This is a genomic window from Arthrobacter sp. 05N425 (assembly GCF_056397125.1).
In genome coordinates this window covers 84211-104364 of the sequence record NZ_JBFTMU010000002.1, presented here as the reverse complement: position 1 = coordinate 104364, position 20154 = coordinate 84211, and the positions used below count along the sequence as shown (strand labels likewise).

General features: G+C 68.4%; 20 protein-coding genes and 1 riboswitch. Of the genes, 9 read left to right on the top strand and 11 right to left on the bottom strand.

Annotated elements, in window-relative coordinates; genetic code table 11:
- Nucleotides 1-3: 3 nt before the first annotated feature.
- From AC1DGE_RS03705 to AC1DGE_RS03695, 3 genes are all read right to left on the bottom strand, one after another.
- Nucleotides 4-405, bottom strand: a complete 402-nt coding sequence (locus AC1DGE_RS03705) for a YccF domain-containing protein (RefSeq protein WP_476891921.1) — start codon at nt 403-405, stop codon at nt 4-6.
- Nucleotides 406-481: 76 nt separating this feature from the next.
- A complete protein-coding gene (locus AC1DGE_RS03700; RefSeq protein WP_441416631.1) occupies nt 482-1033 on the bottom strand; it encodes a YceI family protein in 552 nt (183 codons plus the stop codon).
- Between the two features lie 154 nt (nt 1034-1187).
- A complete protein-coding gene (locus tag AC1DGE_RS03695; protein ID WP_476909232.1) occupies nt 1188-1787 on the bottom strand; it encodes a phosphoribosylanthranilate isomerase in 600 nt (199 codons plus the stop codon).
- 130 nt (nt 1788-1917) lie between these two features.
- On the opposite strand from AC1DGE_RS03695, the gene AC1DGE_RS03690 reads away from it, so the two are divergent.
- Complete coding sequence (locus tag AC1DGE_RS03690; protein WP_476916927.1) at nt 1918-2532, top strand: HutD/Ves family protein; 615 nt, start codon at nt 1918-1920, stop codon at nt 2530-2532.
- On the opposite strand, the gene AC1DGE_RS03685 is transcribed toward AC1DGE_RS03690, so the two are convergent.
- Genes AC1DGE_RS03685 through AC1DGE_RS03670 form a run of 4 tightly spaced genes read right to left on the bottom strand, consistent with a single transcriptional unit; the run spans nt 2529 to nt 6614 of the window.
- Nucleotides 2529-3356: an ABC transporter permease gene (locus AC1DGE_RS03685; protein ID WP_441416628.1), complete on the bottom strand. Its 828-nt coding sequence runs from the start codon at nt 3354-3356 to the stop codon at nt 2529-2531. The genes AC1DGE_RS03690 and AC1DGE_RS03685 overlap by 4 nt on opposite strands.
- 24 nt (nt 3357-3380) lie before the next feature.
- Nucleotides 3381-4307: an ABC transporter permease gene (locus AC1DGE_RS03680; RefSeq protein WP_476916926.1), complete on the bottom strand. Its 927-nt coding sequence runs from the start codon at nt 4305-4307 to the stop codon at nt 3381-3383.
- 1 nt (nt 4308) lies between these two features.
- Nucleotides 4309-5493, bottom strand: a complete 1185-nt coding sequence (locus AC1DGE_RS03675) for an ABC transporter substrate-binding protein (protein ID WP_441416626.1) — start codon at nt 5491-5493, stop codon at nt 4309-4311.
- Between the two features lie 47 nt (nt 5494-5540).
- Nucleotides 5541-6614: an ABC transporter ATP-binding protein gene (locus tag AC1DGE_RS03670; RefSeq protein WP_476916925.1), complete on the bottom strand. Its 1074-nt coding sequence runs from the start codon at nt 6612-6614 to the stop codon at nt 5541-5543.
- A 249-nt stretch (nt 6615-6863) separates the two neighbouring features.
- On the opposite strand from AC1DGE_RS03670, the gene AC1DGE_RS03665 reads away from it, so the two are divergent.
- From AC1DGE_RS03665 to AC1DGE_RS03640, 6 genes are all read left to right on the top strand, one after another.
- Nucleotides 6864-7604 (top strand): FadR/GntR family transcriptional regulator, encoded by a 741-nt coding sequence (locus AC1DGE_RS03665; RefSeq protein ID WP_441416624.1) that lies wholly within the window; start codon nt 6864-6866, stop codon nt 7602-7604.
- A 40-nt stretch (nt 7605-7644) separates the two neighbouring features.
- Nucleotides 7645-8385: a cache domain-containing protein gene (locus AC1DGE_RS03660; RefSeq protein WP_441416623.1), complete on the top strand. Its 741-nt coding sequence runs from the start codon at nt 7645-7647 to the stop codon at nt 8383-8385.
- Between the two features lie 16 nt (nt 8386-8401).
- A riboswitch (guanidine-III (ykkC-III) riboswitch) is annotated at nt 8402-8469 on the top strand.
- 9 nt (nt 8470-8478) lie between these two features.
- Nucleotides 8479-8802 (top strand): DMT family transporter, encoded by a 324-nt coding sequence (locus AC1DGE_RS03655; protein ID WP_441416622.1) that lies wholly within the window; start codon nt 8479-8481, stop codon nt 8800-8802.
- Entirely contained in the window at nt 8802-9176 is a 375-nt protein-coding gene (locus AC1DGE_RS03650; RefSeq protein WP_476916924.1) for a DMT family transporter, read from the top strand. The genes AC1DGE_RS03655 and AC1DGE_RS03650 overlap by 1 nt, the downstream gene beginning before the upstream one ends.
- Before the next feature lie 174 nt (nt 9177-9350).
- Nucleotides 9351-10361: an aldo/keto reductase gene (locus AC1DGE_RS03645; protein WP_476916923.1), complete on the top strand. Its 1011-nt coding sequence runs from the start codon at nt 9351-9353 to the stop codon at nt 10359-10361.
- A 20-nt stretch (nt 10362-10381) separates the two neighbouring features.
- Complete coding sequence (locus tag AC1DGE_RS03640; RefSeq protein ID WP_476916922.1) at nt 10382-11032, top strand: MBL fold metallo-hydrolase; 651 nt, start codon at nt 10382-10384, stop codon at nt 11030-11032.
- A 113-nt stretch (nt 11033-11145) separates the two neighbouring features.
- Here AC1DGE_RS03640 and AC1DGE_RS03635 read toward each other — a convergent pair whose 3' ends face one another.
- The 3 genes from AC1DGE_RS03635 to AC1DGE_RS03625 form a co-directional block, all read right to left on the bottom strand.
- The gene (locus AC1DGE_RS03635; RefSeq protein ID WP_476916921.1) at nt 11146-13053 is read right to left on the bottom strand and encodes a DEAD/DEAH box helicase; all 1908 of its coding nucleotides are present in this window, start codon (nt 13051-13053) and stop codon (nt 11146-11148) included.
- A gap of 409 nt (nt 13054-13462) precedes the next feature.
- The gene (locus tag AC1DGE_RS03630; RefSeq protein ID WP_476909229.1) at nt 13463-14869 is read right to left on the bottom strand and encodes an MFS transporter; all 1407 of its coding nucleotides are present in this window, start codon (nt 14867-14869) and stop codon (nt 13463-13465) included.
- 93 nt (nt 14870-14962) lie between these two features.
- Nucleotides 14963-15997 (bottom strand): Lrp/AsnC family transcriptional regulator, encoded by a 1035-nt coding sequence (locus AC1DGE_RS03625; protein ID WP_441416617.1) that lies wholly within the window; start codon nt 15995-15997, stop codon nt 14963-14965.
- A gap of 130 nt (nt 15998-16127) precedes the next feature.
- Here AC1DGE_RS03625 and AC1DGE_RS03620 point away from each other — a divergent pair, with 130 nt between their 5' ends.
- Together AC1DGE_RS03620 and AC1DGE_RS03615 are read left to right on the top strand one after the other, a co-directional pair.
- On the top strand, nt 16128-17390 hold the full coding sequence (locus AC1DGE_RS03620; protein WP_476916920.1) for a M20 metallopeptidase family protein: 1263 nt from the start codon (nt 16128-16130) through the stop codon (nt 17388-17390).
- Nucleotides 17391-17414: 24 nt separating this feature from the next.
- Nucleotides 17415-18704 carry an MFS transporter gene (locus tag AC1DGE_RS03615; protein ID WP_476891911.1) on the top strand — a complete coding sequence of 430 codons (1290 nt, stop codon included), beginning with the start codon at nt 17415-17417 and terminating at the stop codon, nt 18702-18704.
- 25 nt (nt 18705-18729) lie between these two features.
- On the opposite strand, the gene AC1DGE_RS03610 is transcribed toward AC1DGE_RS03615, so the two are convergent.
- The gene (locus AC1DGE_RS03610; protein WP_476892279.1) at nt 18730-20010 is read right to left on the bottom strand and encodes an MFS transporter; all 1281 of its coding nucleotides are present in this window, start codon (nt 20008-20010) and stop codon (nt 18730-18732) included.
- Between the last annotated feature and the right edge of the window lie 144 nt (nt 20011-20154).

The following is a 20154-nucleotide window of genomic DNA, read 5'->3' as shown; positions in this document are numbered from 1 at the left end:
GCCCTAGCGGTAGCTGACGGCAAACGGCCGGTCTGTGGGCACGATCTGCTTGCCCAGCGGCATCAGGGATACCGGAATGAGCTTGAGGTTGGCGATGGCCAGCGGGATGCCGACAATCGTGATGGCCATGGCGAAGGCCGTGACAACGTGCCCGATCGCGATCCAGATGCCCGCCACGAGCAGCCAGATGACGTTGCCCAGCAGGGTGAACACGCCGTTTCCGCCGGGCTTGTCCACCACCATGCGGCCGAACGGCCACAGGGTGTAGGACGCGATACGGAACGAGGCCAGCCCCCACGGAATGGTGATGACCAGCAGGCAGCAGACGATGCCGGCAAGGAAATACCCGAGCGCCAGCCAGAGGCCGCCGAAAAGCAGCCAGATGATGTTGAGCAGTGTCTTCATGGCTTCATTGTCTCCCGCGAGCCGCAGATTCGGATCAGGGGTTGGCCCTGATCAATCCCTGATCTTCGGACCGTTCTTAGGTATCAGCCTGCTTGACCATGGCCGCTTCGACGTTGATCTTGACCTTGTCGCTGACGAGCAGTCCGCCCGCCTCGAGGGCGGCATTCCAGGTCAGGCCGAATTCCTTGCGGCTGATGTCCGCCTCGGCGCTGAAGCCGGCCCGGGTCGCGCCGAAGGGATCCACCGCGACGCCGGTGAACTCGACTTCCAGGTCCACCGGCTTGGTGACGCCGCGGATGGTGAGGTCGCCGGTGAGCACGTAGTCTTCGCCGTCGCCCCGGACGGACGTTGCGCGGAAGGTCATCTCGGGGAAGTTCTCGACGTCGAAAAAGTCGGGACCGCGCACGTGGCCGTCGCGGTTGGCGTCGCCGGAATCGAAGCTGGCGGTCTTGATCGTGGCGTGCAGGCTGGCATCGGCCAGGGAATCCCGGACCCGGGCCTCCGCCGACGCCTCGTTGAAGCGGCCCCGGACCTTGCTGATCCCGGCATGCCGAACGCTGAAGCCGATCTCACTGTGGGACATGTCCAGCGTCCAGACGCCGGGGGTCAATCCATTGGGCAGGGTCATCGCCGTTTCTCCTTCACGTGGGTGACGAGGGGGCTCGCCTGGATTCGGAGGGCCTAAGAAGCATGCTAACGAGGAAGCCCGCACGGCGATAGGTCCGTCCGCCGGATGGTGCCGCCTCACGCCGTCGGGCCGCCGTCGGGACGTCAACTGGCCGTCAGAACCCTTTGGCCGCCGCCACGAAAGCCCGGATTTTCGCGAGGTCCTTGACCCCCCGGGATTGCTCGACGCCGGAGGAGACGTCCACGCCCCAGGCGCCGGCCGCCGCGGCCGCCCCGGCCACGTTTTCCGGGTCCAGCCCGCCGGCCAGCAGCCATTCCCGGTCATCCAGCCCCAAGGCGCGGACCGACGCGTAGTCCCAGGCCTCACCGGAACCGGGAACCGCCGCGTCGATGAGCAGCAGCTCCTCGCCCCAGTCCGCAAACGCGTCCGGAGCCGCGGACATGGTGACGGCGCGGATAATTTTGAGGCCGGCGTCGTGCACCGTGCGGACATCATCGGCGGTGCGGTCGCCGTGCAGCTGCACCCATTCCAGCCCGGCTTCGCGGGCCACGGCGACGGCGTCGGCCGCCGCCTCGTGCCGGAAGACACCTACCGCGGGAAGCCCGCGCGGCACCGCGGCGAGGAGTTCACGGACGAGGTCCGGGGACACCTCGCGCGGGCTGCGGGTCAGCACGAAGCCGAGCGCATCGGCCCCGGCGTCGACCGCGGCCAGCACCGATTCTGGGGTGCTGAGGCCGCACACTTTGACGAACATTCCGGCTCCCTCCGCTGTTTTTCGCTGCTTTGACGTTAGCAAGCCCGCACCGGCCGTGCTGACGTTACGTTCATTGGGCCCCGCGCCGGAGGGTTCCCGGGGGCCTGCGGCCGGCGGCTAGGCTGGGTTGATGGAGATCATCCGGTATGCCGAGCTCAAGCCCCGCCCCTGGAGCAACGGCGGCGGGGTGACCCGCGAACTGGCCAGGTTCCCGGAATCTGCCGCCGGGCGGGCTGCCGCTGCGGACGACGCCTGGGACTGGCGGGTGAGCATCGCCGAGGTGGCGCGGGCCGGCGCTTTCTCCCGCTTTGCCGGGATGGAGCGGGTGCTCACGGTGGTCGAGGGCGAGTTGCTGCTCCTGACCGTGGACGGCTCCGAGCATCCGCTGGAGAAATACCGGCCGTTCCGGTTCTCCGGCGACGCGGATGCCGCCGGCGCCCTGCCTACCGGCGACATCCGGGACCTGAACGTGATCACCCGCACGGGCGCCTTCAAGGGCTACACCTCCATCATCGAACTCTCCAAGAAGCGCGCCCACCCGGTCTTTGCCGGCCAGTTCGGCATCCTGATGCAGGGACAGGCCACCGTCAGCGTCGGTGACACAGCCGACCCGGCGCCGCAACCGCTCGGCCGGTACGACGCCGTCGTCGGCTCCGACAGCGACACCCCGGAAATCCTGGGCCGCGGCTTCCTCGCCGTCGTTTCAATCGACCCGGCTGAGCCGGCCGGCGAGGGCACCGGCTAGCTTTCGTCGGCCTTCGCCCTCGCCGCACCGACCCCCACGGATTCGGCCGAGAGCCGCTGCGCCAGCCAGATCGGGACGATTGAAACAACGATCAGCACAACGGCCACGACGTTGACCACCGGCGCCTGGTTAGGCCGGAAGAGGTTCTGCAGGATCCAGATCGGCAGCGTCGTATCGCCGGCGCCGATGGTGAACGTGGTCACGATGATCTCGTCGAAGCTCAGGGCAAATGCGAGCAGGCCTCCGGCCAGCAGCGCCGAGCGGAGTTGCGGGAAAGTCACCAGCCGGAAGGTGGTGAACACCCCGGCGCCCAGGTCAGCGGAGGCTTCCTCCAGGCCGCCGTGCATCCGGCGGAGCCGGGCAATAACGTTGTTGAACACGGTTACCATGCAGAACGTGGCGTGCGCTATCACCACTGTCCAAAGGCTGAGCGATACGCCGAGGATGGTGGTGAACATGTTGTTTAGGGCGATGCCAGTGACGATTCCGGGCAGGGCGATCGGCAGGATCACCAGCAGGCTGATGACGTCCCGGCCGAAGAACTTGTAGCGTTGCAGGGCGATCGCCAGGAGGGTCCCCAGCACCAGCGAAATGACAGTGGACACCACCGCCACCCAGACCGAGGACAGCAGAGCCTCCCGCACGCCGGTGGAATCGAGGGCCCGGCCCCACCACTCCAGGGTGAAACCCTTGGGCGGCCAGCCGAACGTCCGGTCCGAGTTGAAGGAGTTCACCACCACCAGCAGCAGCGGGAGGTAAATGAAGAGCAGCACCAGTGCGGTGACGACGCCGAGGATGGCCTTGGCGCTTCGGGAAAGTCTCACGGTGCTCCTTATTTCCGGCGGTCGTCAAAGGTTGTTGAGGGCGCCCGAGCGACGGACGATGAACAGGTAAGCCATGATGATGACGATCGGAACGAGGGACACCGCCGCGGCCAGCGGCAGGTTGTTCGCGGCGCCGACATTGGCGTACACCACGGTGCCCAGCATCTGGGTGGTTCCGCCGACAATCTGGGCCGTGATGTAGTCGCCCAGCGAGAGCGAAAACGTGAAGATCGTCCCGGCGATGATGGAGGGCACCAGCAGTGGCAGCATGACTAGCCGCATGGTCGCCAGAGGTTTCGCGCCGAGGTCGCCGGACGCCTCCAGGAGCGAGTCCGGGACACGGTCGAAGCCAGCGTAAATGGGCAGAATCATGTACGGCAGCCAGATGTAGGACAGGGTCAGAATGACGGCGGTCTCGCTGTAGCCGGGCGACGCCAGGCCGATCGGTGCTCCCACCCACTCCAGCAGGCCGCCCTCGGCGAGGACATTGCGCCAGGCGTAGGCCTTGACCAGGTAACTGGCCCACAGCGGCATCAGCACCGCGATTACCAGCAGCTTCTGCCAGCGGGCACTGGCCACCTTGGCGATGAAGAACGCCATCGGCAGCGCGATGACMATGTCGATCACGGTCACGGCCGCCGCGATCCACAGAGTCCGGAGCGCAATCCGCTGGTAGACCGGATCGGTCACCACCGTCACCAGGTTGTCAGTTGTCCAGACCGTGGACACCTTCCCGGTGAACGTGTCCACGGTCCACAGCGAGGTGATCAGCAGGGCCGCGAGCGCGGCGATGTACACGAGCACCAGCCAGCCGGCGGGAGCCGTGATCAGCCCCGCCAGCCGTAATCCGGGCGAGCGGTGCAACATCGCTGAGAACTTGTTGGGACGTGCCCGCGGCACGCCGGCGGCCGGCGGCGAGCCGGGCGCCGGGTGCAGCGTCTGCAATGCCATGTCAGCCCTTGATCTCGGTCCAGGCCTTGGTCCATTCGGAGTAATCCGTGCACTTGGCGTCCTTGCGGCCGTCAAGGCATTCGGCCACCGGCGTGGTCCAGTACCAGATCTTCTCTGCGTACGCCGCGTCACCCGAGTGGTAGGTTTCGCAGTGCTTCTTATCCTTGGTCAGCTCGCAGGCCTTCGGGTTTGCTGGTGACTCACCGAAGTATTCGGCCACCGCAGCATTGGCCTTCGGGCTGGCGATGTAGTCCAGCCACTTGTACGCGCAGTTCTTGTTCTTGGACTGCGCCCCGATCATCCAAGTGTCAGACCAGCCGGTGGCACCCTCCTGCGGGAGCACGGTCGCTACCTTGGTCCCGTTAGCGGCGGCGATATTGGCACCCACCTGCCACGTGGTTCCGACCACGGTGCTACCGCCGGCGAAAGCCTGGACCTCCTTGACGACGTCGCTCCAGTATTCGCCGATGTGCTTGCGCTGCTGCTTGAGCAGATCCACGGCGGCGGCAAGCTGGTCCTTGTCCAAGGCGTAGGGGTTCTTTATGCCGAGTTCCGGCTTGTGCGCCATCAGGTACACGGCGGCGTCGGCGATGTAGATGGGTGAGTCGTAGGCCGTGACCTTCCCGGTGTACTTGTCGGCGTCGTCAAAGACGGCGCTCCAGGAGGTGGGGGCGGGCGTGACCTTGGTGGTGGAGTACATCAGCAGGTTTGCGCCCCAGCCGTGGGGCATCCCGTAGTTCTTGCCGTCCACCGTGTTCCAGGCCTTGTCCTTGAGGAACGGGTAAACGTCGGCGTAGTTCTTGAGCAGGCTCATGTTGACCGGCTCCACGTTGTTGCCGGCGATCAGGCGCAGGGAGGCGTCACCGGAGGCCGAGACGACGTCGTACTGGCCGGTCCGCATCAGCGTCACCGCTTCGTCGGACGTGCCGAAGGGCTTGAAGCTGACCTTGCACTGGGTCTCTTTTTCGAAGGGCGTGACCCAGTCGACGGCGGGGTCGTTGCTCCCGTTCTCGACGTAGCCGGGCCACGCGAGGATCGAGAGCTGCCCTTCGCCCTGGCCGATTTCGGTTTTGAGCGGCTGCGCCGACGGGGCGGCCCCGCCGCCGCCGCTGGTTCCGCAACCCGCCAAGGCGAGGGCGGCTGCGGCCACCCCGGCCACGAGGGAGGCCTTCATTCTTGTAGCCATGATTCTTACCTTTCGTTGCGGGGTGGAAAGTTACCTGCGGTCCGGCCTCAGGCGACGTCGGACGGCAGCCAGACGACGGCGTCGTCGTCCCAGCTCACCGACACGCGGCGCCCCAGCAGCTCGACATCGCTGCCCGGCAGCGAATCCGGCTCTAGGACAACGACGACGGGGCCGTCGTCGAGCTGTACCCGTACCTGCGTGGCGTGCCCCACGTACACGAGCGAGGTCACAGTGCCGGGACGAGCCGTGACACCGACGCCCGTCTCCGGCGCGCCCGACCAGGACAGGCGCAGCCGTTCGGGGCGGACGCACACGGGCTCGGGGCGGCCGTAGAGCTGCCGGGCGTGTGCGGCGTCGAAGATGTTGGAGGTCCCCACGAAGTTGGCCACGAAGGTCCCCGCCGGGCGTTCGTAGATCTCATGGGCGGTACCGATCTGTTCCAGGCTGCCGTTGTTGAAGACGCCGATCCGGTCGCTCATGGTCAGCGCCTCCTCCTGGTCGTGGGTGACGAAGATGAAGGTGATGCCCAGCGAGCGCTGCAGTGCCTTGAGTTCCACCTGCATCTGCTGGCGGAGTTTGAGGTCGAGCGCGCCGAGTGGCTCGTCCAAAAGCAACACTTTGGGTTCCACCACGAGCGCCCGGGCCAGGGCTACCCGCTGGCGCTGGCCGCCGGAGAGCTGGGCCGGTTTGCGGCCCACGAATTTGCCCAGTTGCACTCGTTCCAGGGCCTCGCGGGCACGTTCACGGCGCTCGGCCCTCGGCACTCCCCGCACCCTCAGGCCGTACGCGACGTTGTCCACGAGGGACATGTGCGGGAACAAGGCGTAGTCCTGGAAGACCGTGTTGACGTCGCGTTCGAAGGGAGCCAGCCTCGTGACGTCCCGGCCCTCCAGTTCGATGCTCCCCGAGGTCGGCAGTTCGAATCCTGCGATCAGCCGCAGCACGGTGGTTTTCCCGGAGCCGGACGGGCCCAGCATGGAGAAAAATTCGCCCTGCCGAATGTCCAGGTCGATGCCGTCGACGGCGACCGTGTCTCCGAAGACCTTGGTGAGTTTGCGCAGGCGGATAGCCGGGACGCTGCCGGAGGCGGTCGACGTTCCGGCCGTGCGCGTTTCGGTCATGTGGATGCCTAACTCAGTTGCCGGAAGACCGTTGCCGGACCTCCGGTAAGGTGACGCCGCGTGATGTGATTCACGCCACAATGCGGTATTGGGCCAAATACTATTACTTCATAGGTTTTGTGTATAGACCCTGGCCACGGGCGGCCATAGGATGGCATCACCCGCCGCGCGGCCGGCAACCGCACCGCTTCCGGAAACCGCGGGCGGACCGGACGGGAGACGCCAGACCGGAGTGCGAGGGAGGAACGGATGCTGCTTTCACCACAGGGCGCATCCCGCAGCCTTGCAGCGGTGTTTACCCCCATCAAGTCCCGCGGCCTGGTCGACGAGGTGTGCGGGAGAATCGAGCAGGCGGTCGAGACCGGACTGCTCACCAGCGGTCAGCGGCTTCCCAACGAGACCGAACTCGCCTCCGCGCTCGGCGTTTCAGCCGTTACAGCCCGCGAGGCCCTGTCCCAACTCCGTTCCTCGGGGATCATCCGGACCGTCCGCGGGCGCAGCGGCGGAAGCTTTATCGCTGACAATGTCCTGCCATCCCGGGAACGCGCCCTGGAGCAACTCGATGAGCTGACCCGGCTCCAGATCAGCGACCTGGGGCTGCACTATCAGGCCATCGCTTCCGTCTGCGCCAGCCTCGCGGCACGCCGCTCCGACGCGGCCGACGTGGATACCCTGCGCTCCTTCATCCCGGCCACCGACGCCGACCCGCTGAGTTGGCGGCTGGCGCTCTCGGAGTTCCTGCTGGAGGTGGCCGCCATAGCCCGCTCCGCACGACTGGCCCGCGAACTCATCCGCCTACAGGCCGATCTGGGCACGCTGACACTCCTGCCGTGCGCCGACGCCGGCTACCGGAACGCGTCCGCCCGGATTCTGGAGGGGACCGCCGGCGCCATCGAGGCACACCAGCCGGCCGAGGCGGAAACCGGAGTCAAGTCGCTCATTTCGACAACGACTAGTTGGCTCCTGGCCGAGCACGCCAGGCGCATTTGAATGCCTGCGCCGCCATCTCCAGACCGAGGGAAGGATCCCAATGACGGATAGCTCCACTTTCAGCTCCGGCGGTGCCGATTCTGCCGCTACCGACGACGCCGCCCGGGCCGCGGCGTGCGAGCTGGACGCCGTCGTCGTCGAAATCGAGTCGAGGCTCTCGGTCTGGGCCCGGGAGGCAGGTGCGGCCTTGGCGGCACTGGACGGCAAAGTGTCCGGAACTGCGGTGGACAAGCTTATCCGGCCGGTGGTGGAGGGACTGGTTCGCACCCCGGAGGGCTACGCCGCGGGCGCCGGCTTCCTTGCCAATGCCGGGCTGCTTGGTCCCGAGCGCAGCTACATCGCTTGGTGGCAGGGAACCGAGATGGAGCATGTGGACGCCCTGGCCAATTTCAGCCCGAACGCCATCAGCCGCTACGTGCGGGCCGAGTGGTTCCGAATTCCGGTGGAAACCGGCCAGCCACACGTCACGGGACCCTACGTTGATTTCCTCTGCACGGACGAAAATGTCCTGACTTTCACCCACCCGGTGTTTTGCCGCCCGGACGGCCCGGTGGCAGGCATTGTGGGCATGGACGTCACCGTTCAGCGCCTGGAACGCGGTGCAGTGCCGGCGCTGAGGCGCATCGGGGACCGCGCCACTCTCGTCAACCAGGACGGCCGTGCAATCGTGTCCGCGGCGTCCGATATCGACGCCGGGGATCTCGCCGTCGCCGCTGAGGGATGCCGGGTCTTCGGGGTGGGCCGACGCTTCAGTATCTGGAGCGGCGCCGCGGGTATCTAAGCTTGCTACGCTGGAATCAAGGCCCCTCCTTCGGCGGCCTCCGGACGACGGTTCAGTACCCGGCACGCGACAAGACTGGCCACAGGAGCAGTCATGTCGTGGTTGATTCTCATCCTTTCCGGGTCGCTGGAAGCCGTGTGGGCCGCAGCCCTGCACCGGACCTCGCAGGCCACCGGCCGCGGCCGGATCGCGCCGGCCGCCGTCTTCCTCGTGTCCGTGCTGGCCAGCACCGGCGGGCTCGCCATCGCCATGCAGTCCATCCCGACCGGCACCGCCTACGCCGTCTGGGTGGGCGTCGGCGTCGTGCTGACCGCCGTCTACGCGATGGTCACGAAAGTGGAGTCGGCAACCCGCGGTCGGATCCTGCTGCTCGGCGGAATTGTTGTCTGCGTGGCCGGCCTGAAGGTCGTGGCGTGATGGCAGCGGACCGCACACCCGCGGCGGCAAAGGCACCGGCGGCGACGCTGGCCTGGCTGATCCTGCTCGCCTCCGCCGTGCTGGAGGCTGTCTGGGCCACGGCCCTGGGCGAATCAGACGGCTTCACCCGCCTTTTGCCGACGGTGATCTTCGCCCTGGCCGCCACTCTGAGCCTGGCCGGGCTGGGCCTGGCCGTGAAGCGCATCCCGCTGGGCACCGCCTACGCCGTCTGGGTGGGGATCGGCGCGGCCCTGACGGTCGGCTGGGCGATGGCGACCGGCGTCGAGCCCGCCAGCCCGCTGAAGCTGGTGTTTATTGCCGGAATTGTGGGCTGCGCGGCCGGGCTGAAGCTGCTGCCGGCCGGGAAATCCTAGGCATCCTAGGCGCTCCCGCCCAGTCAATGCGTGCCCCGAGGGGTAATCCCGGGCGACACGCCGCGGCTCCGGACCGCCCGCCGGCATGAACTGGGCGGGAGCGCCGGAATAGCCGCGCGCCTGCCGGGGTTCTTGGCTGGGACGGCAAATTCCGGCAGCGATAGGAGATCAAAGATGACTTCAGCAACAGTCCAGCTCGGCGACGGACTCAGCGTCAGCCCGCTGGGGTTCGGCGGTATGGCCCTGACCCCGGTTTACGGGGAAGTGGATCCTGCGGAGGCCCTGGCCACCCTGCACCACGCGGTGGACGCGGGCGTGAGCTTCATCGACACGGCGGACATCTACGGCGGCGGGAGCAACGAGGAACTGATCGCCCAGCTGCTCAAGGATCGCCGCGGCGAGGTGCAACTGGCCACCAAGTTCGGCCTGGTGGGAACCCCGTCGACCGGCTACTCGGACATCCGCGGTGACGCCGCCTACGTGAAGCAGGCGGTCGACCGCAGCCTGCAGCGCCTGGGCACCGACACCATCGACCTGTACTACATGCACCGCCGCGACCTCCGCGTTCCGATTGTGGAAACCGTGGAGGCCATGGCGGAGCTGGTGCAGGCCGGGAAGGTGCGGCACCTTGGACTGTCCGAAGTGACGGCCGAGGAACTGCGGGACGCCAGCAGCGTCCACCCGATCGCCGCAGTCCAGAGCGAGTGGTCCATCTGGAGCCGCGACGTGGAACGCAACGTTGTTCCTGCCGCCGCCGAACTTGGCGTGGGTTTTGTGCCCTACTCGCCGCTGGGCCGGGGATTCCTCACCGGCACAGTCGACGCCTCGAAGCTGGGCAGCAACGACTTCCGCCGGAACATCCCGCGCTTCGCCGAGACCGCGTTGGACGCCAACCAGGCCGTAGTCGCCGCGGTCCAGTCGGTCGCAGCGGAGCTCAGCAGCCCCGGTCACGCCGCGACGCCGGCCCAGGTGGCGCTGGCCTGGCTGCTCGCGCAGGCCCGGAAACTGGGGCTGCCGGTGGTCCCGATCCCCGGGACGCGCAAGGCGGCCCGGATTGATGAAAACCTCGGCGCCCTGTCGCTCGACCTGACCCCGGCGCAACTGGAGAGGCTCGACGCCGCCGCGGACGCCGTCGTCGGCTCCCGCTCGGCAGACCCCAACTGGGTCTCCCAGGGCCGCGAATAGGCCGTCCTAGACTAATGCCCATGGACTCGCTCATTCATTCACTTCGTGACATCACCATCCGCCGGATTTCGGTCAGCGAGATGGACAACAACGTGTACCTGCTCACCGCCAAGGCGTCCGGCGCGCAGCTCCTGATCGATGCGGCCGATGATCTGGCCGCCATCCAGGGGCTGCTGGCCGACGCCGCCGCGGATACCACCGCGACGCCGAAACTTGCTCTGATCGCCACCACCCACCAGCACTGGGACCACGTCCGTGCGCTGCCGGGCCTGGTGGAAGCGACCGGGGTGAAGACGGCTGCCGGGACGGATGACGCCACGGAACTGCCGGTGAAGGTCGATGTGCTGCTCGATCACGGCGACGTCGGCAACTTCGACGGGTTCGACGTAACGGCGGTGCACCTGCGCGGCCACACCCCGGGTTCGGTGGCATTCGTGTACCAGGACCCGGAGGGACCGGCGCACATCTTCTCCGGCGACTCGCTGTTCCCCGGTGGAGTGGGCAATACACAGCAGGATCCGGAGCGGTTTGCCCAGCTGCTCACGGATGTCAGCGAGCGGCTGTTCGACGTGTATCCGGACGACACCGTGGTGCACCCGGGCCACGGGAAGCCGACCACTCTGGGCGCGGAACGCCCGCACCTGGAAGAGTGGCGCGCCCGCGGCTGGTAACTGGCGCTAGAGGTTGTGACTTGCGCTGCGCATAATGCCGGTCGCTGCGGGAATTCCCGTAGCGACCGGCATTTTGCGCGTCATCAGCTACTTTATCTAGCGCACAAGCGGCCTTAGCGGCTGCGGCGTTCGTTCGACGCCGGGGCCGACGCGCGGCGGGGTCCGCCGCTGCGGGCCGGACGGCCTTCGCCGGAGCGGCCGTTGCCGCCGCCTGCGTAGGATCCGCCGGAGGTGCCGCCGGTATTGGAGGACCAAACCGCTGCGGAGCCGCCGGACTTGGCGCCTGCCGCGGCACGCTGGCCGGTTGCGGGACGTCCGCCGCGCTGGCCGCCGGCCGAGGCGCCGGTACGGCCTGCACCGGCGCGGGGTGCCCCGCCGGTGCGCGGTGCCGAACCGGTGCGGGGTGCGGAACCGCCGCGGGAGTCGCTACGACCCTCCGCAGCGCGACCGTCCGAGCCACGGCCAGCCGAGGCGCGGCCGCCGGCTGCGGGAACATCGTTGTGGTGCGCGTAGGCCGTGGTGCGGCCACGGCCCCGGGCGTTGCGACGCTCGGCGCGCTCGGCGTCGGCCCGGTCCTGGTTCTTTTCCGCGACGCGCTCTGCGGCGTTTCGGGCAGCGGCCTGGCCTTCGTAGGCCACGGCGCGGCGCTCGGCACGGGGAAGATCGGTACGGGGAGCCTCGGCTCCGACGCGTCCTCGTCCGCCACGGCCGCCACGGCCACCCGCGGTGGGTGCAGCCTGGGTGGTGCGGCGGGCGCGCTTGCGCTCGGCGTTGGCACCGGTGGAGGTGCCGCCGCCCTGCTGCTTGGCCTTGGTGGCCAGCAGCGCGGCGCGGGTGCGCGGATCGATCTTATCGGCCATCTCGCCGACCAGCTCGGCAACCAGCGGGGAGTTGGCAGTGACGCGCTCGAAGTTGACCTCGACGCCGGCAGCCTTCATCAGCTTCTTGACGTCGGACTGCTGCTCCGGCAGGGTCAGCGTGACCACGGTGCCGTCGGAACCGGCGCGGGCGGTACGGCCCGAGCGGTGCAGGTACGCCTTGTGCTCCGTGGGCGGATCCACGTGGATGACCAGCTCGACGTCGTCGACGTGGACGCCGCGGGCGGCGACGTCGGTGGCCACCAGCACGCGGACGTCGCCGGAGGAGAACTCGGCGAGGTTGCGGTCACGGGCGTTCTGCGAGAGGTTGCCGTGCAGATCGACCGCGGGGATGCCGGCGTCGGTCAGGGTCTTCGCCAGCTTGCGGGCGTGGTGCTTGGTGCGCATGAAGAGCACCCGGCGGCCGGCGCCCGAGGCGAGCTCGACGATCAGCTGCTTCTTGACGGTCTGGTCGTTGACGACCAGGACGTGGTGCTCCATGGTGGTGACCGCAGCCTGTGATTCGTCCACGGCGTGGGTCAGCGGGTTGGAGAGGTAGCGCTGCACGATCTTGTCCACGCCGTTGTCCAAGGTGGCGGAGAAGAGCAGCCGCTGGCCCTGGCTGGGGGTCATGTCCATGAGCTTCTTGACCACCGGGAGGAAGCCGAGGTCGGCCATGTGGTCTGCCTCGTCCAGGACGGTGATCTCGACGGCTTCGAGGGTCAGGATGCGCTGGCGGATCAGGTCCTCCAGGCGGCCCGGGCAGGCGATGACAATGTCGACGCCGGAGCGCAGCGCCTTTTCCTGGCGGGCCTGGGAGATGCCGCCGAAAATGACGGTAGTGGTCAGGCCCATGGCCTTGGCCATCGGCTCGATGGTCGCGTTGATCTGGGTGGCCAGCTCGCGGGTGGGCGCCAGGACCAGGCCCATCGGGCGGCCGGGCTTGCGGAAGTGCGCGGCTTCCCGCTCGGCGAGCCGTGCCACCAGCGGAATGGCGAAGGCGATGGTCTTGCCGGAGCCGGTACGGCCGCGGCCCAGGACGTCTCGTCCGGCCAGGGTGTCCGGGAGGGTCTTGACCTGGATGGGGAACGGTTCAACGATCCCCTGGGCGGTGAGGGTGTCGGCGAGGGCCTTGGGCGTGCCGAGGGCAGCAAAAGTAGTCATGTGTTTCAAAGGTCTTTCAGGCGGTATCCAAGCGGATATCGGCCCCCGGTGCCGGTTGGCCCAGGGGTTCGCCGAAGAAAAGTCAGGTGATCAACCGGGCCGCTTGCAAAGTTTTGCAGGCCGCCGGGACCAAATAGAACGCGTTCATCGACGCAGGATGTGCCTCTCACATGAATAAAGCCCACGGCCTGCATTTGGAGTCCGGAGGAATCCTGCAGGGGATCCGGCCGGTGAACCGAGGCTGACCAAACCGAATCCAAAGTGGGCATCACTGCACATCAAGTTCCTCCAGTCTAGCATCTGCGCGTGCCCTCCCGTTTTCAGGGCCTCCCAACTAGCTCGCAGTTGTTGTCGTTTTGCGTGCTCATAACGACAACAATTGCGAGTCAGTTGGGCGGGCCTGCGGCGCCTAGGCTCGCCCGGATCCGGACACCCGGGGAGCGACCGCCACGCCCGCCACGCCGATCGCCGCAGTAAGCGCGAAGACCCCCGCGAAGGGCGCGACGCCGGTGCCGGCCGCCGTCGTGAACGCCGCGAAGACGATCCCCGTCGCGGCCAGCGCCAGGGCGCCGCCGAGGGAGTCGGAGATGGACATTGCCGAGCTGTTGAAGCCCTCGGTGTCCTTCGTGGACAGCGCCAGGGTCATCACACTCAGCCGCGGGTACATCAGCCCCATCCCGCCGCCGGCGAAGATCCAGCCGGTGATCGCGACGGCGGCCGGCCACGCCAGGAGCGTGGTCGCCAGCGCCAGCAGCACGGCGCCGAGGACCAGCGCCGAGCCGATCCTGATCGCGCGGCGGTGGTCCAGCCTGGCCCCGAGCCGGCCCTGGATCGCGGAGGCCGCGGCCCAGGCGAGCGCTCCACCGGTGAGGGTCAGGCCGGCGAAGGTGGGCGAGAAGACATAGCGCTCCACCAGCAGATAGGGCAGGTACACCTCGGCGCCGAAGAACGCCGCGGACGCGAGCCCGCGGGCGAGGATGACGGCGGGCAGGCCGCGGCGGGCCGTCAGCGTCCCGCTGGGCACCAGGGGGCGGACGGCCACCAGCGCGACGACGACGGCGGCCGCCGCCAGCACCCAGCCGGCCGCCGGCAGCTCCACGGACAGGTTCAGCCCCAGCACGGCGAGCGCCGCGAGGCCGGCCCAGGCCAGCCGGCCGTAGTCCCACGGTCTGGGCGACGCCGCGCCGTCCTCGGCGCCGCCGGAGAGTCCGCGCAGGGCCGGGACGATCATCAGCAGGGCCGGCACCACCAGCCCCACCACACCTAGGAAGACCCAGTGCCAGCTGGCCAACTGGGCGACCAGCCCGGCGGCGAAGGGGCCCACCAGCGAAGGAATGACCCAGGCCGCGGCGAAGGCGGCGAAGATCTTGGGGTGCAGCACGGGCGGATAGACGCGGGCCACCACCACGTAGAGGGCCACCGTCACCGCGCCGCCGCCGAGCCCCTGGACCAGCCTTCCGGCCAGGAGCATGGCCATGGTCCCGGCCGATCCGGCGATCAGCAGGCCCAGGACGAACAGCGCCACGGAAGCATAGAGCGGGCCCACCGGGCCGCGCCGGTCCGACCAGTTCCCGGCGGCCACCATCCCGATGACGCCGGTCGCCAGCGGCCCGGCGAATGCGAGGGCGTAAAGGCTGGCGCCATCCAGTTCGCGGCTGACCAGCGGCATGATGGTGGTTACCGCCAGCGATTCAAAGGCCGCCAGGAAGACGAGGGCCAGGGCGCCCAGGGTCACCAGCAGGTAGCGGCGGTGGAAGATGCCGCCGGTATCCGGGGCGGTATCAGTGCCCGGTACGGGAGGGTCTATTTGAGGCACGTGCCACAGCCTACTAGAGGGGTGCCGGGCGGGTGCCCCAGCCGGGACGGAGCGCCCAGCCCGCCGGGCGGTCCCCGGCCATCACCGAAATGCTCACCCGGGCGCGTCGAGCCCTTGGGCCGAAACCACCACGGCGCCGCTCGCCCTGGAATCCGGATTCAGCATCCAGCCCACCCGTTTGACCGTGCTGAGCATGACGACGCTTTCGACCAGCTCGATCCCGGGCACCTTCTCCTGAAGCGCCAACTCGATGCCCATGACATCCGCCAGGGACTGCAGCCACATGATGATCACGAAGTTGGTGGGACCCGTGGTGGAAGCGCTGAGCCGCACATTCCGCATCGTCTTCAGCTCGGCGGCCGCCGCCTCGTGCCGGCCGGCCGGGACGTTGACGAACCATTGGCAAGTGACGGGGAAAGCCGAAAACCTCTGGGCAACCTCGCAGCGGAAAGACAGGATCCCGCTCGCGAGCACCCGGTTCAGCTGGCGCTGGACGGTGGCCGGGTGCCTGCCCAGTCCGCGCGCGATCTCCGCCGCCGTCGCCCGGCCGTCCTTGGCGAGGAACGGCAGGAGCGCCAGGTGGCTGGCCGGCAGGCTCTCCCTGGCGGCAGTCGGGGCGACGCCGGTGGCCTCGGGGCCGGCCATTGCCTTCACGGCGGCCTGCTGTGCGCGGCTGAGCACGTTGAGCCGCCAGGACCCGCCGCTTGCGTGCAGCCTGGTGCACAGCGCGGTCTGATATTTGAGCAAGCCGTCAATCTCCTTCAGCCGTTGGATCACTTTCGTGCTGAACTCGTCCAGGGAGGGCGTGATAACGGTCAGCATCAGGTCCCGGTTGCTGGCCGCCTCCTCGACCGTGATGATTTCCGGCATCCTGGCGAGCCTGGCCGTGACTTCAGCGCGCCGGTGCATTTCGCAGTCAACGGCAACGAACGCCAGGCACATCTGATGGGGGTCGCCGATCAGGTGGGCGGTAATCCAGGAGACGCCCGAAGCCCGCAGCCGTTCCCAGCGGGCGGCCAGGGTGGTGGCGTGGACGCCCAGCACCTCCGCAGCATCCGCCCAGCTCAGGCGCGGCGCGATCTGCAGGACGTTGATCAGGGCGAGGTCGTCCTCGCTGAGTTCCACCATTCACTCCTTCACTCATGCACAAAAACTGTGATGCAGATCAGTTCCTGCATATTTCCAGCCCTTTGGCCGCCTGTGAACCACGTCACTTCAGAATAGACGAGAAAGCCGAACCCACCACATAGGAGAACATGTGCCGATCACCGCAGACGCCCGGGAAATGCAGGCTGACCTTGCCCGGTTCCGCCACGAGCTGCACCAGGAGCCCGAGATCGGACTGACCCTGCCCCGCACCCAGGAGAAGGTGCTCCAGGCACTCGACGGGCTCGGCTACGAGGTCACCCTCGGCACGGACACGACGTCCATCACCGCGGTTCTGCGCGGCCAGGCGGCCGGGAACGGCGTGGATACCCGACCGGCGGTACTCCTGCGCGCGGACATGGACGGCCTGCCGGTGCAGGAGAAAACCGGCGTGGACTTCACGTCCAGGGTCGACGGCGCCATGCACGCCTGCGGCCACGACCTTCACACCGCCATGCTCACCGGCGCCGCAACGCTCCTGGCCGAGCGGCGGCACCGGCTGGCTGGCGACGTCGTGCTGATGTTCCAGCCCGGCGAGGAGGGCTTCGACGGCGCCGGCCACATGATCCGCGAGGGCGTGCTCGATGCCGCCGGCCGGCGCGTGGACGCTGCCTACGGCATGCACGTGTTCTCCGCGCTGGAACCGCACGGCACCTTCTGCACCAAGCCGGGCGTCATGCTCAGCTCCTCCGACGGACTGATGGTCACCGTGCTCGGCGCCGGCGGCCACGGTTCGGCCCCGCATTCCGCCAAGGACCCGGTCACGGCCGCCGCCGAAATGGTCACCGCCCTCCAGGTCATGGTCACCCGCCAGTTCAACATGTTCGACCCCGTTGTCTTGTCCGTGGGGGTGCTCCAGGCCGGCACCAAGCGCAACATCATCCCGGAAACCGCGCGCATCGAGGCCACCATCAGGACCTTCTCCGAGCAGTCCCGGCAGAAAATGATGGACACCGTGCCGCGCCTGCTGAAGGGCATCGCCGCGGCGCACGGCCTCGACGTCGACGTCGACTACCAGCAGGAATACCCCCTCACCATCACCGACGAGGACGAGACGCGCACCGCGGAAACCGTCATCGAGGGCCTGTTCGGCGACTCCCGGCTCGCCCGCTGGGCCACCCCGCTGAGCGGCTCCGAGGACTTCTCGAGGGTCCTCGCCGAGGTCCCCGGCACCTTCATCGGGCTGAGCGCCGTCCCCCGCGACGCCGACCACGCCACCGCCGCGTTCAACCACTCCCCGTACGCGACGTTCGACGACGGTGTGCTGGCCGACGGTGCCGCGCTCTACGCGGAGCTCGCCATTTCCCGGCTTGCCGCACTTGCGGCAGCCAACGTCCCCGCCGCGGCCACGGCCGCCGGCTCAACCCTTTCCTAGCCCCATCCCCTGAGGGAGAAGACCATGACAGCAACCGCGTCCATGCCGACGGCAACCCGGACCTCCACCCGCAAGACAATCATCGGCACCGGCATCGGCAACGCCGTCGAATGGTACGACTGGGCCATCTACGCCACGTTCACGCCATTCATCGCCAGCCAGCTCTTCAGCAAGGCCGATCCCGCTTCGGCGGTGCTGTCGACGCTGGCGATTTTCGCCGTCGGCTTCGTGGCCCGGCCCTTCGGCGGCTTCCTGTTCGGCTGGATCGGTGACCGGATCGGCCGCAAGGCTTCGATGACCCTGGCCGTGGGGCTCGCCTCGGTGGGCAGCCTGATGATCGGCATCGCGCCGACCTTCGCTGCGGTCGGCGCGTGGGCCTCGCTCATGCTCCTGGTGGCGCGCCTGGTCCAGGGGCTGGCCCACGGCGGCGAGCTGCCGTCGTCGCAGACGTACCTGTCCGAGATGGCGCCGAGGGAACACCGCGGCTTCTGGGCCACCCTGATCTACACCTCCGGCACGGTGGGAATCCTGTTCGGAACCCTGCTGGGCGCCGTGCTGAACATGGTCCTCAGCACCGAAGTGATGAACGCGTGGGGCTGGCGCATCCCGTTCCTGGTCGGCGCAGCCATGGGCCTCTACGCACTGATCATGCGGTCCCGGCTGCACGAAACGGACGTCTTTGCCGGCGAAGCCTCGGCGGAGAAGCACGCTCCGATCTGGCCGCAGATCGTCCGCCACCGCAAGCAGGCCCTGCAGGTGATCGGATTGACGGTCGGCTTGACGGTGATCTACTACATCTGGGGTGTTGTCGCTCCCAGCTACGCCACCACGGCCCTGAAGATTGACCGCGGCGAAGCCCTGTGGGCCGGCGTGATCGGCAACATCGTCTTCATCGCGGCACTGCCCTTCTGGGGCAAGCTCTCAGACCGGATCGGCCGCAAGAAGGTCCTGTGGGCCGGGGCGATCGGCGCAGGCATCATGCACTTCCCGATGACCGCGCTGCTCAAGGACTCCGCCTGGCAGCTGGCCGTCAGCATGTCCGTGATGCTGGTCTTCATCGCCGCCAGCGCTGCGATCGTTCCGGCCGTCTACGCCGAACTGTTCCCCACGAGCATCCGCACTGTCGGCGTCGGCGTTCCCTACTCGATCTGTGTGGCACTGTTCGGCGGCACCGCGCCCTACCTGCAGCAGTGGCTCGGAACCAGCCTGCAGATGCCGCAGCTGTTCAACGTCTACGCCGTGCTGCTGCTCGCCATCTCCGCCGTCTTCGTCTTCACCATCCCGGAAACGAAGGGCAAGGACCTCACCCTCTGAGGTGGCGCACCAGGGCGTGCCTGCGTCAGTCGCCGACGAAACGATCCTTGCCGGCCCGGTACCCGAACACGGCGGCCAGCGAGCCGACCACCAGGAAGAGCACGCCCGCCGCGGCGAAGGATCCGGTGGCCTGGTGCAGCTGTCCGACCAGCAGGGTTCCGGCCGAGCCGACGCCGTAGCCCACCCCCTGCATCATGCCGGACAGGTGGGCGGCGGTGTGGCCGTCGCGGGTGCGGAGCATGATCATGGTCAGGGCCACCGCGGTGAGGCTGCCTTGTCCCAACCCCAGCAGCCCGGTCCACACCCAGACCAGGTCCAGGGGGCCGAAGATGCTCAGGGCGAACCCGCCGCCGGTCATCAGCGCCACCACCGTGTTGATGGCGCGCTGGTCCCGGAGCCGGGCGGCGAGGGCGGGGGCAAACAGGGAGCCGAGCATCTGCAGCACGATCGAGGCGGACACGATCAGGCCGGCCGTACCGCCGTCGACCCCGCGCTCGCGCAGGATCGGCGCCAGCCAGGCGAAAACGCTGAAGGACATCATGGCCTGGAGCACCATGAACCCGGTCACCTGCCAGGCGACCGCCGAGCGCCACACGTTGATCCCGCTGGCCGCGATCTGGTGCCGCCCGTGGCGCTGGGCCGCCGCCAGCGGCAGGAACAGCAGGAGCACGACGCCGGCCGGCAGCGCCCAGAACCACAGCGCCGCCGTCCACTGGCCGCTCGCGCTGAACAGCGGGTAGGTGAAGCCGGCGCCGAGGGCCGCGGACGCGCAGATCGCGGTGGTGTAGAGCCCGCCCATCAGGCCGAGCCGGTGCGGGAAGTCGCGCTTCACGAGGCCCGGAAGCAGGACGTTGCAGAGTGAGATGGCAGCGCCGCAGGCTGCCGTGCCGGCCAGGAGCGCGGGCAGGTGGCCCAGGCCGGGTACGTCCAGGGGGCGCAGCAGCAGGCCTGCGGTCAGCACGGCCATGGCTCCAAGCAGCACCCGTTCGGCCCCGAACCGGCGGGCCAGCCGCGGCGCGAGCGGGGCGAACACACCAAGCAGGGTCACCGGCGCCGTGGTCAGCGCGACGACGGCCCAGCCGGGCAGGCCGACGTCGGCCGTCACTTCCGGAAGGACCGCGGCGAAACTGGAGAAGACGGTGCGCAGGTTCAGTCCGATCAGCACCAGGCACACGCCCAAATAGGCCAGTGCGCGGCGGCTGCCGAGCAGGGTGGGCTCCGCGGCGGGAACGTCGTCGATCTCCGCGTCCACCAGGGGATCCAGCCGCTGGTGCGGGTGGCCGCCGGCAGCGGTGCGGGCGGGCACGGGTGCGTTTCCAGGTGTCGTCACCGACCCATTCTGGCAGGCGCGGGGCGCCGCTTCGAAAGAATGGCGGAGCGACGCATGGACGCCCGGACCGTCCTCCGCGTGGCCGTATGGTGGTTCCCCGGTCCGTCGGGCCTGCGCGAA

Bases quoted from the DNA above. Each gene is read 5' to 3' on its own strand.
- AC1DGE_RS03705 (WP_476891921.1), bottom strand. From the start codon at position 405: ATGAAGACACTGCTCAACATCATCTGGCTGCTTTTCGGCGGCCTCTGG.
- AC1DGE_RS03700 (WP_441416631.1), bottom strand. From the start codon at position 1,033: ATGACCCTGCCCAATGGATTGACCCCCGGCGTCTGGACGCTGGACATG.
- AC1DGE_RS03695 (WP_476909232.1), bottom strand. From the start codon at position 1,787: ATGTTCGTCAAAGTGTGCGGCCTCAGCACCCCAGAATCGGTGCTGGCC.
- AC1DGE_RS03690 (WP_476916927.1), top strand. From the start codon at position 1,918: ATGGAGATCATCCGGTATGCCGAGCTCAAGCCCCGCCCCTGGAGCAAC.
- AC1DGE_RS03675 (WP_441416626.1), bottom strand. From the start codon at position 5,493: ATGGCTACAAGAATGAAGGCCTCCCTCGTGGCCGGGGTGGCCGCAGCC.
- AC1DGE_RS03670 (WP_476916925.1), bottom strand. From the start codon at position 6,614: ATGACCGAAACGCGCACGGCCGGAACGTCGACCGCCTCCGGCAGCGTC.
- AC1DGE_RS03665 (WP_441416624.1), top strand. From the start codon at position 6,864: ATGCTGCTTTCACCACAGGGCGCATCCCGCAGCCTTGCAGCGGTGTTT.
- AC1DGE_RS03660 (WP_441416623.1), top strand. From the start codon at position 7,645: ATGACGGATAGCTCCACTTTCAGCTCCGGCGGTGCCGATTCTGCCGCT.
- AC1DGE_RS03655 (WP_441416622.1), top strand. From the start codon at position 8,479: ATGTCGTGGTTGATTCTCATCCTTTCCGGGTCGCTGGAAGCCGTGTGG.
- AC1DGE_RS03650 (WP_476916924.1), top strand. From the start codon at position 8,802: ATGGCAGCGGACCGCACACCCGCGGCGGCAAAGGCACCGGCGGCGACG.
- AC1DGE_RS03645 (WP_476916923.1), top strand. From the start codon at position 9,351: ATGACTTCAGCAACAGTCCAGCTCGGCGACGGACTCAGCGTCAGCCCG.
- AC1DGE_RS03640 (WP_476916922.1), top strand. From the start codon at position 10,382: ATGGACTCGCTCATTCATTCACTTCGTGACATCACCATCCGCCGGATT.
- AC1DGE_RS03635 (WP_476916921.1), bottom strand. From the start codon at position 13,053: ATGACTACTTTTGCTGCCCTCGGCACGCCCAAGGCCCTCGCCGACACC.
- AC1DGE_RS03625 (WP_441416617.1), bottom strand. From the start codon at position 15,997: ATGGTGGAACTCAGCGAGGACGACCTCGCCCTGATCAACGTCCTGCAG.
- AC1DGE_RS03615 (WP_476891911.1), top strand. From the start codon at position 17,415: ATGACAGCAACCGCGTCCATGCCGACGGCAACCCGGACCTCCACCCGC.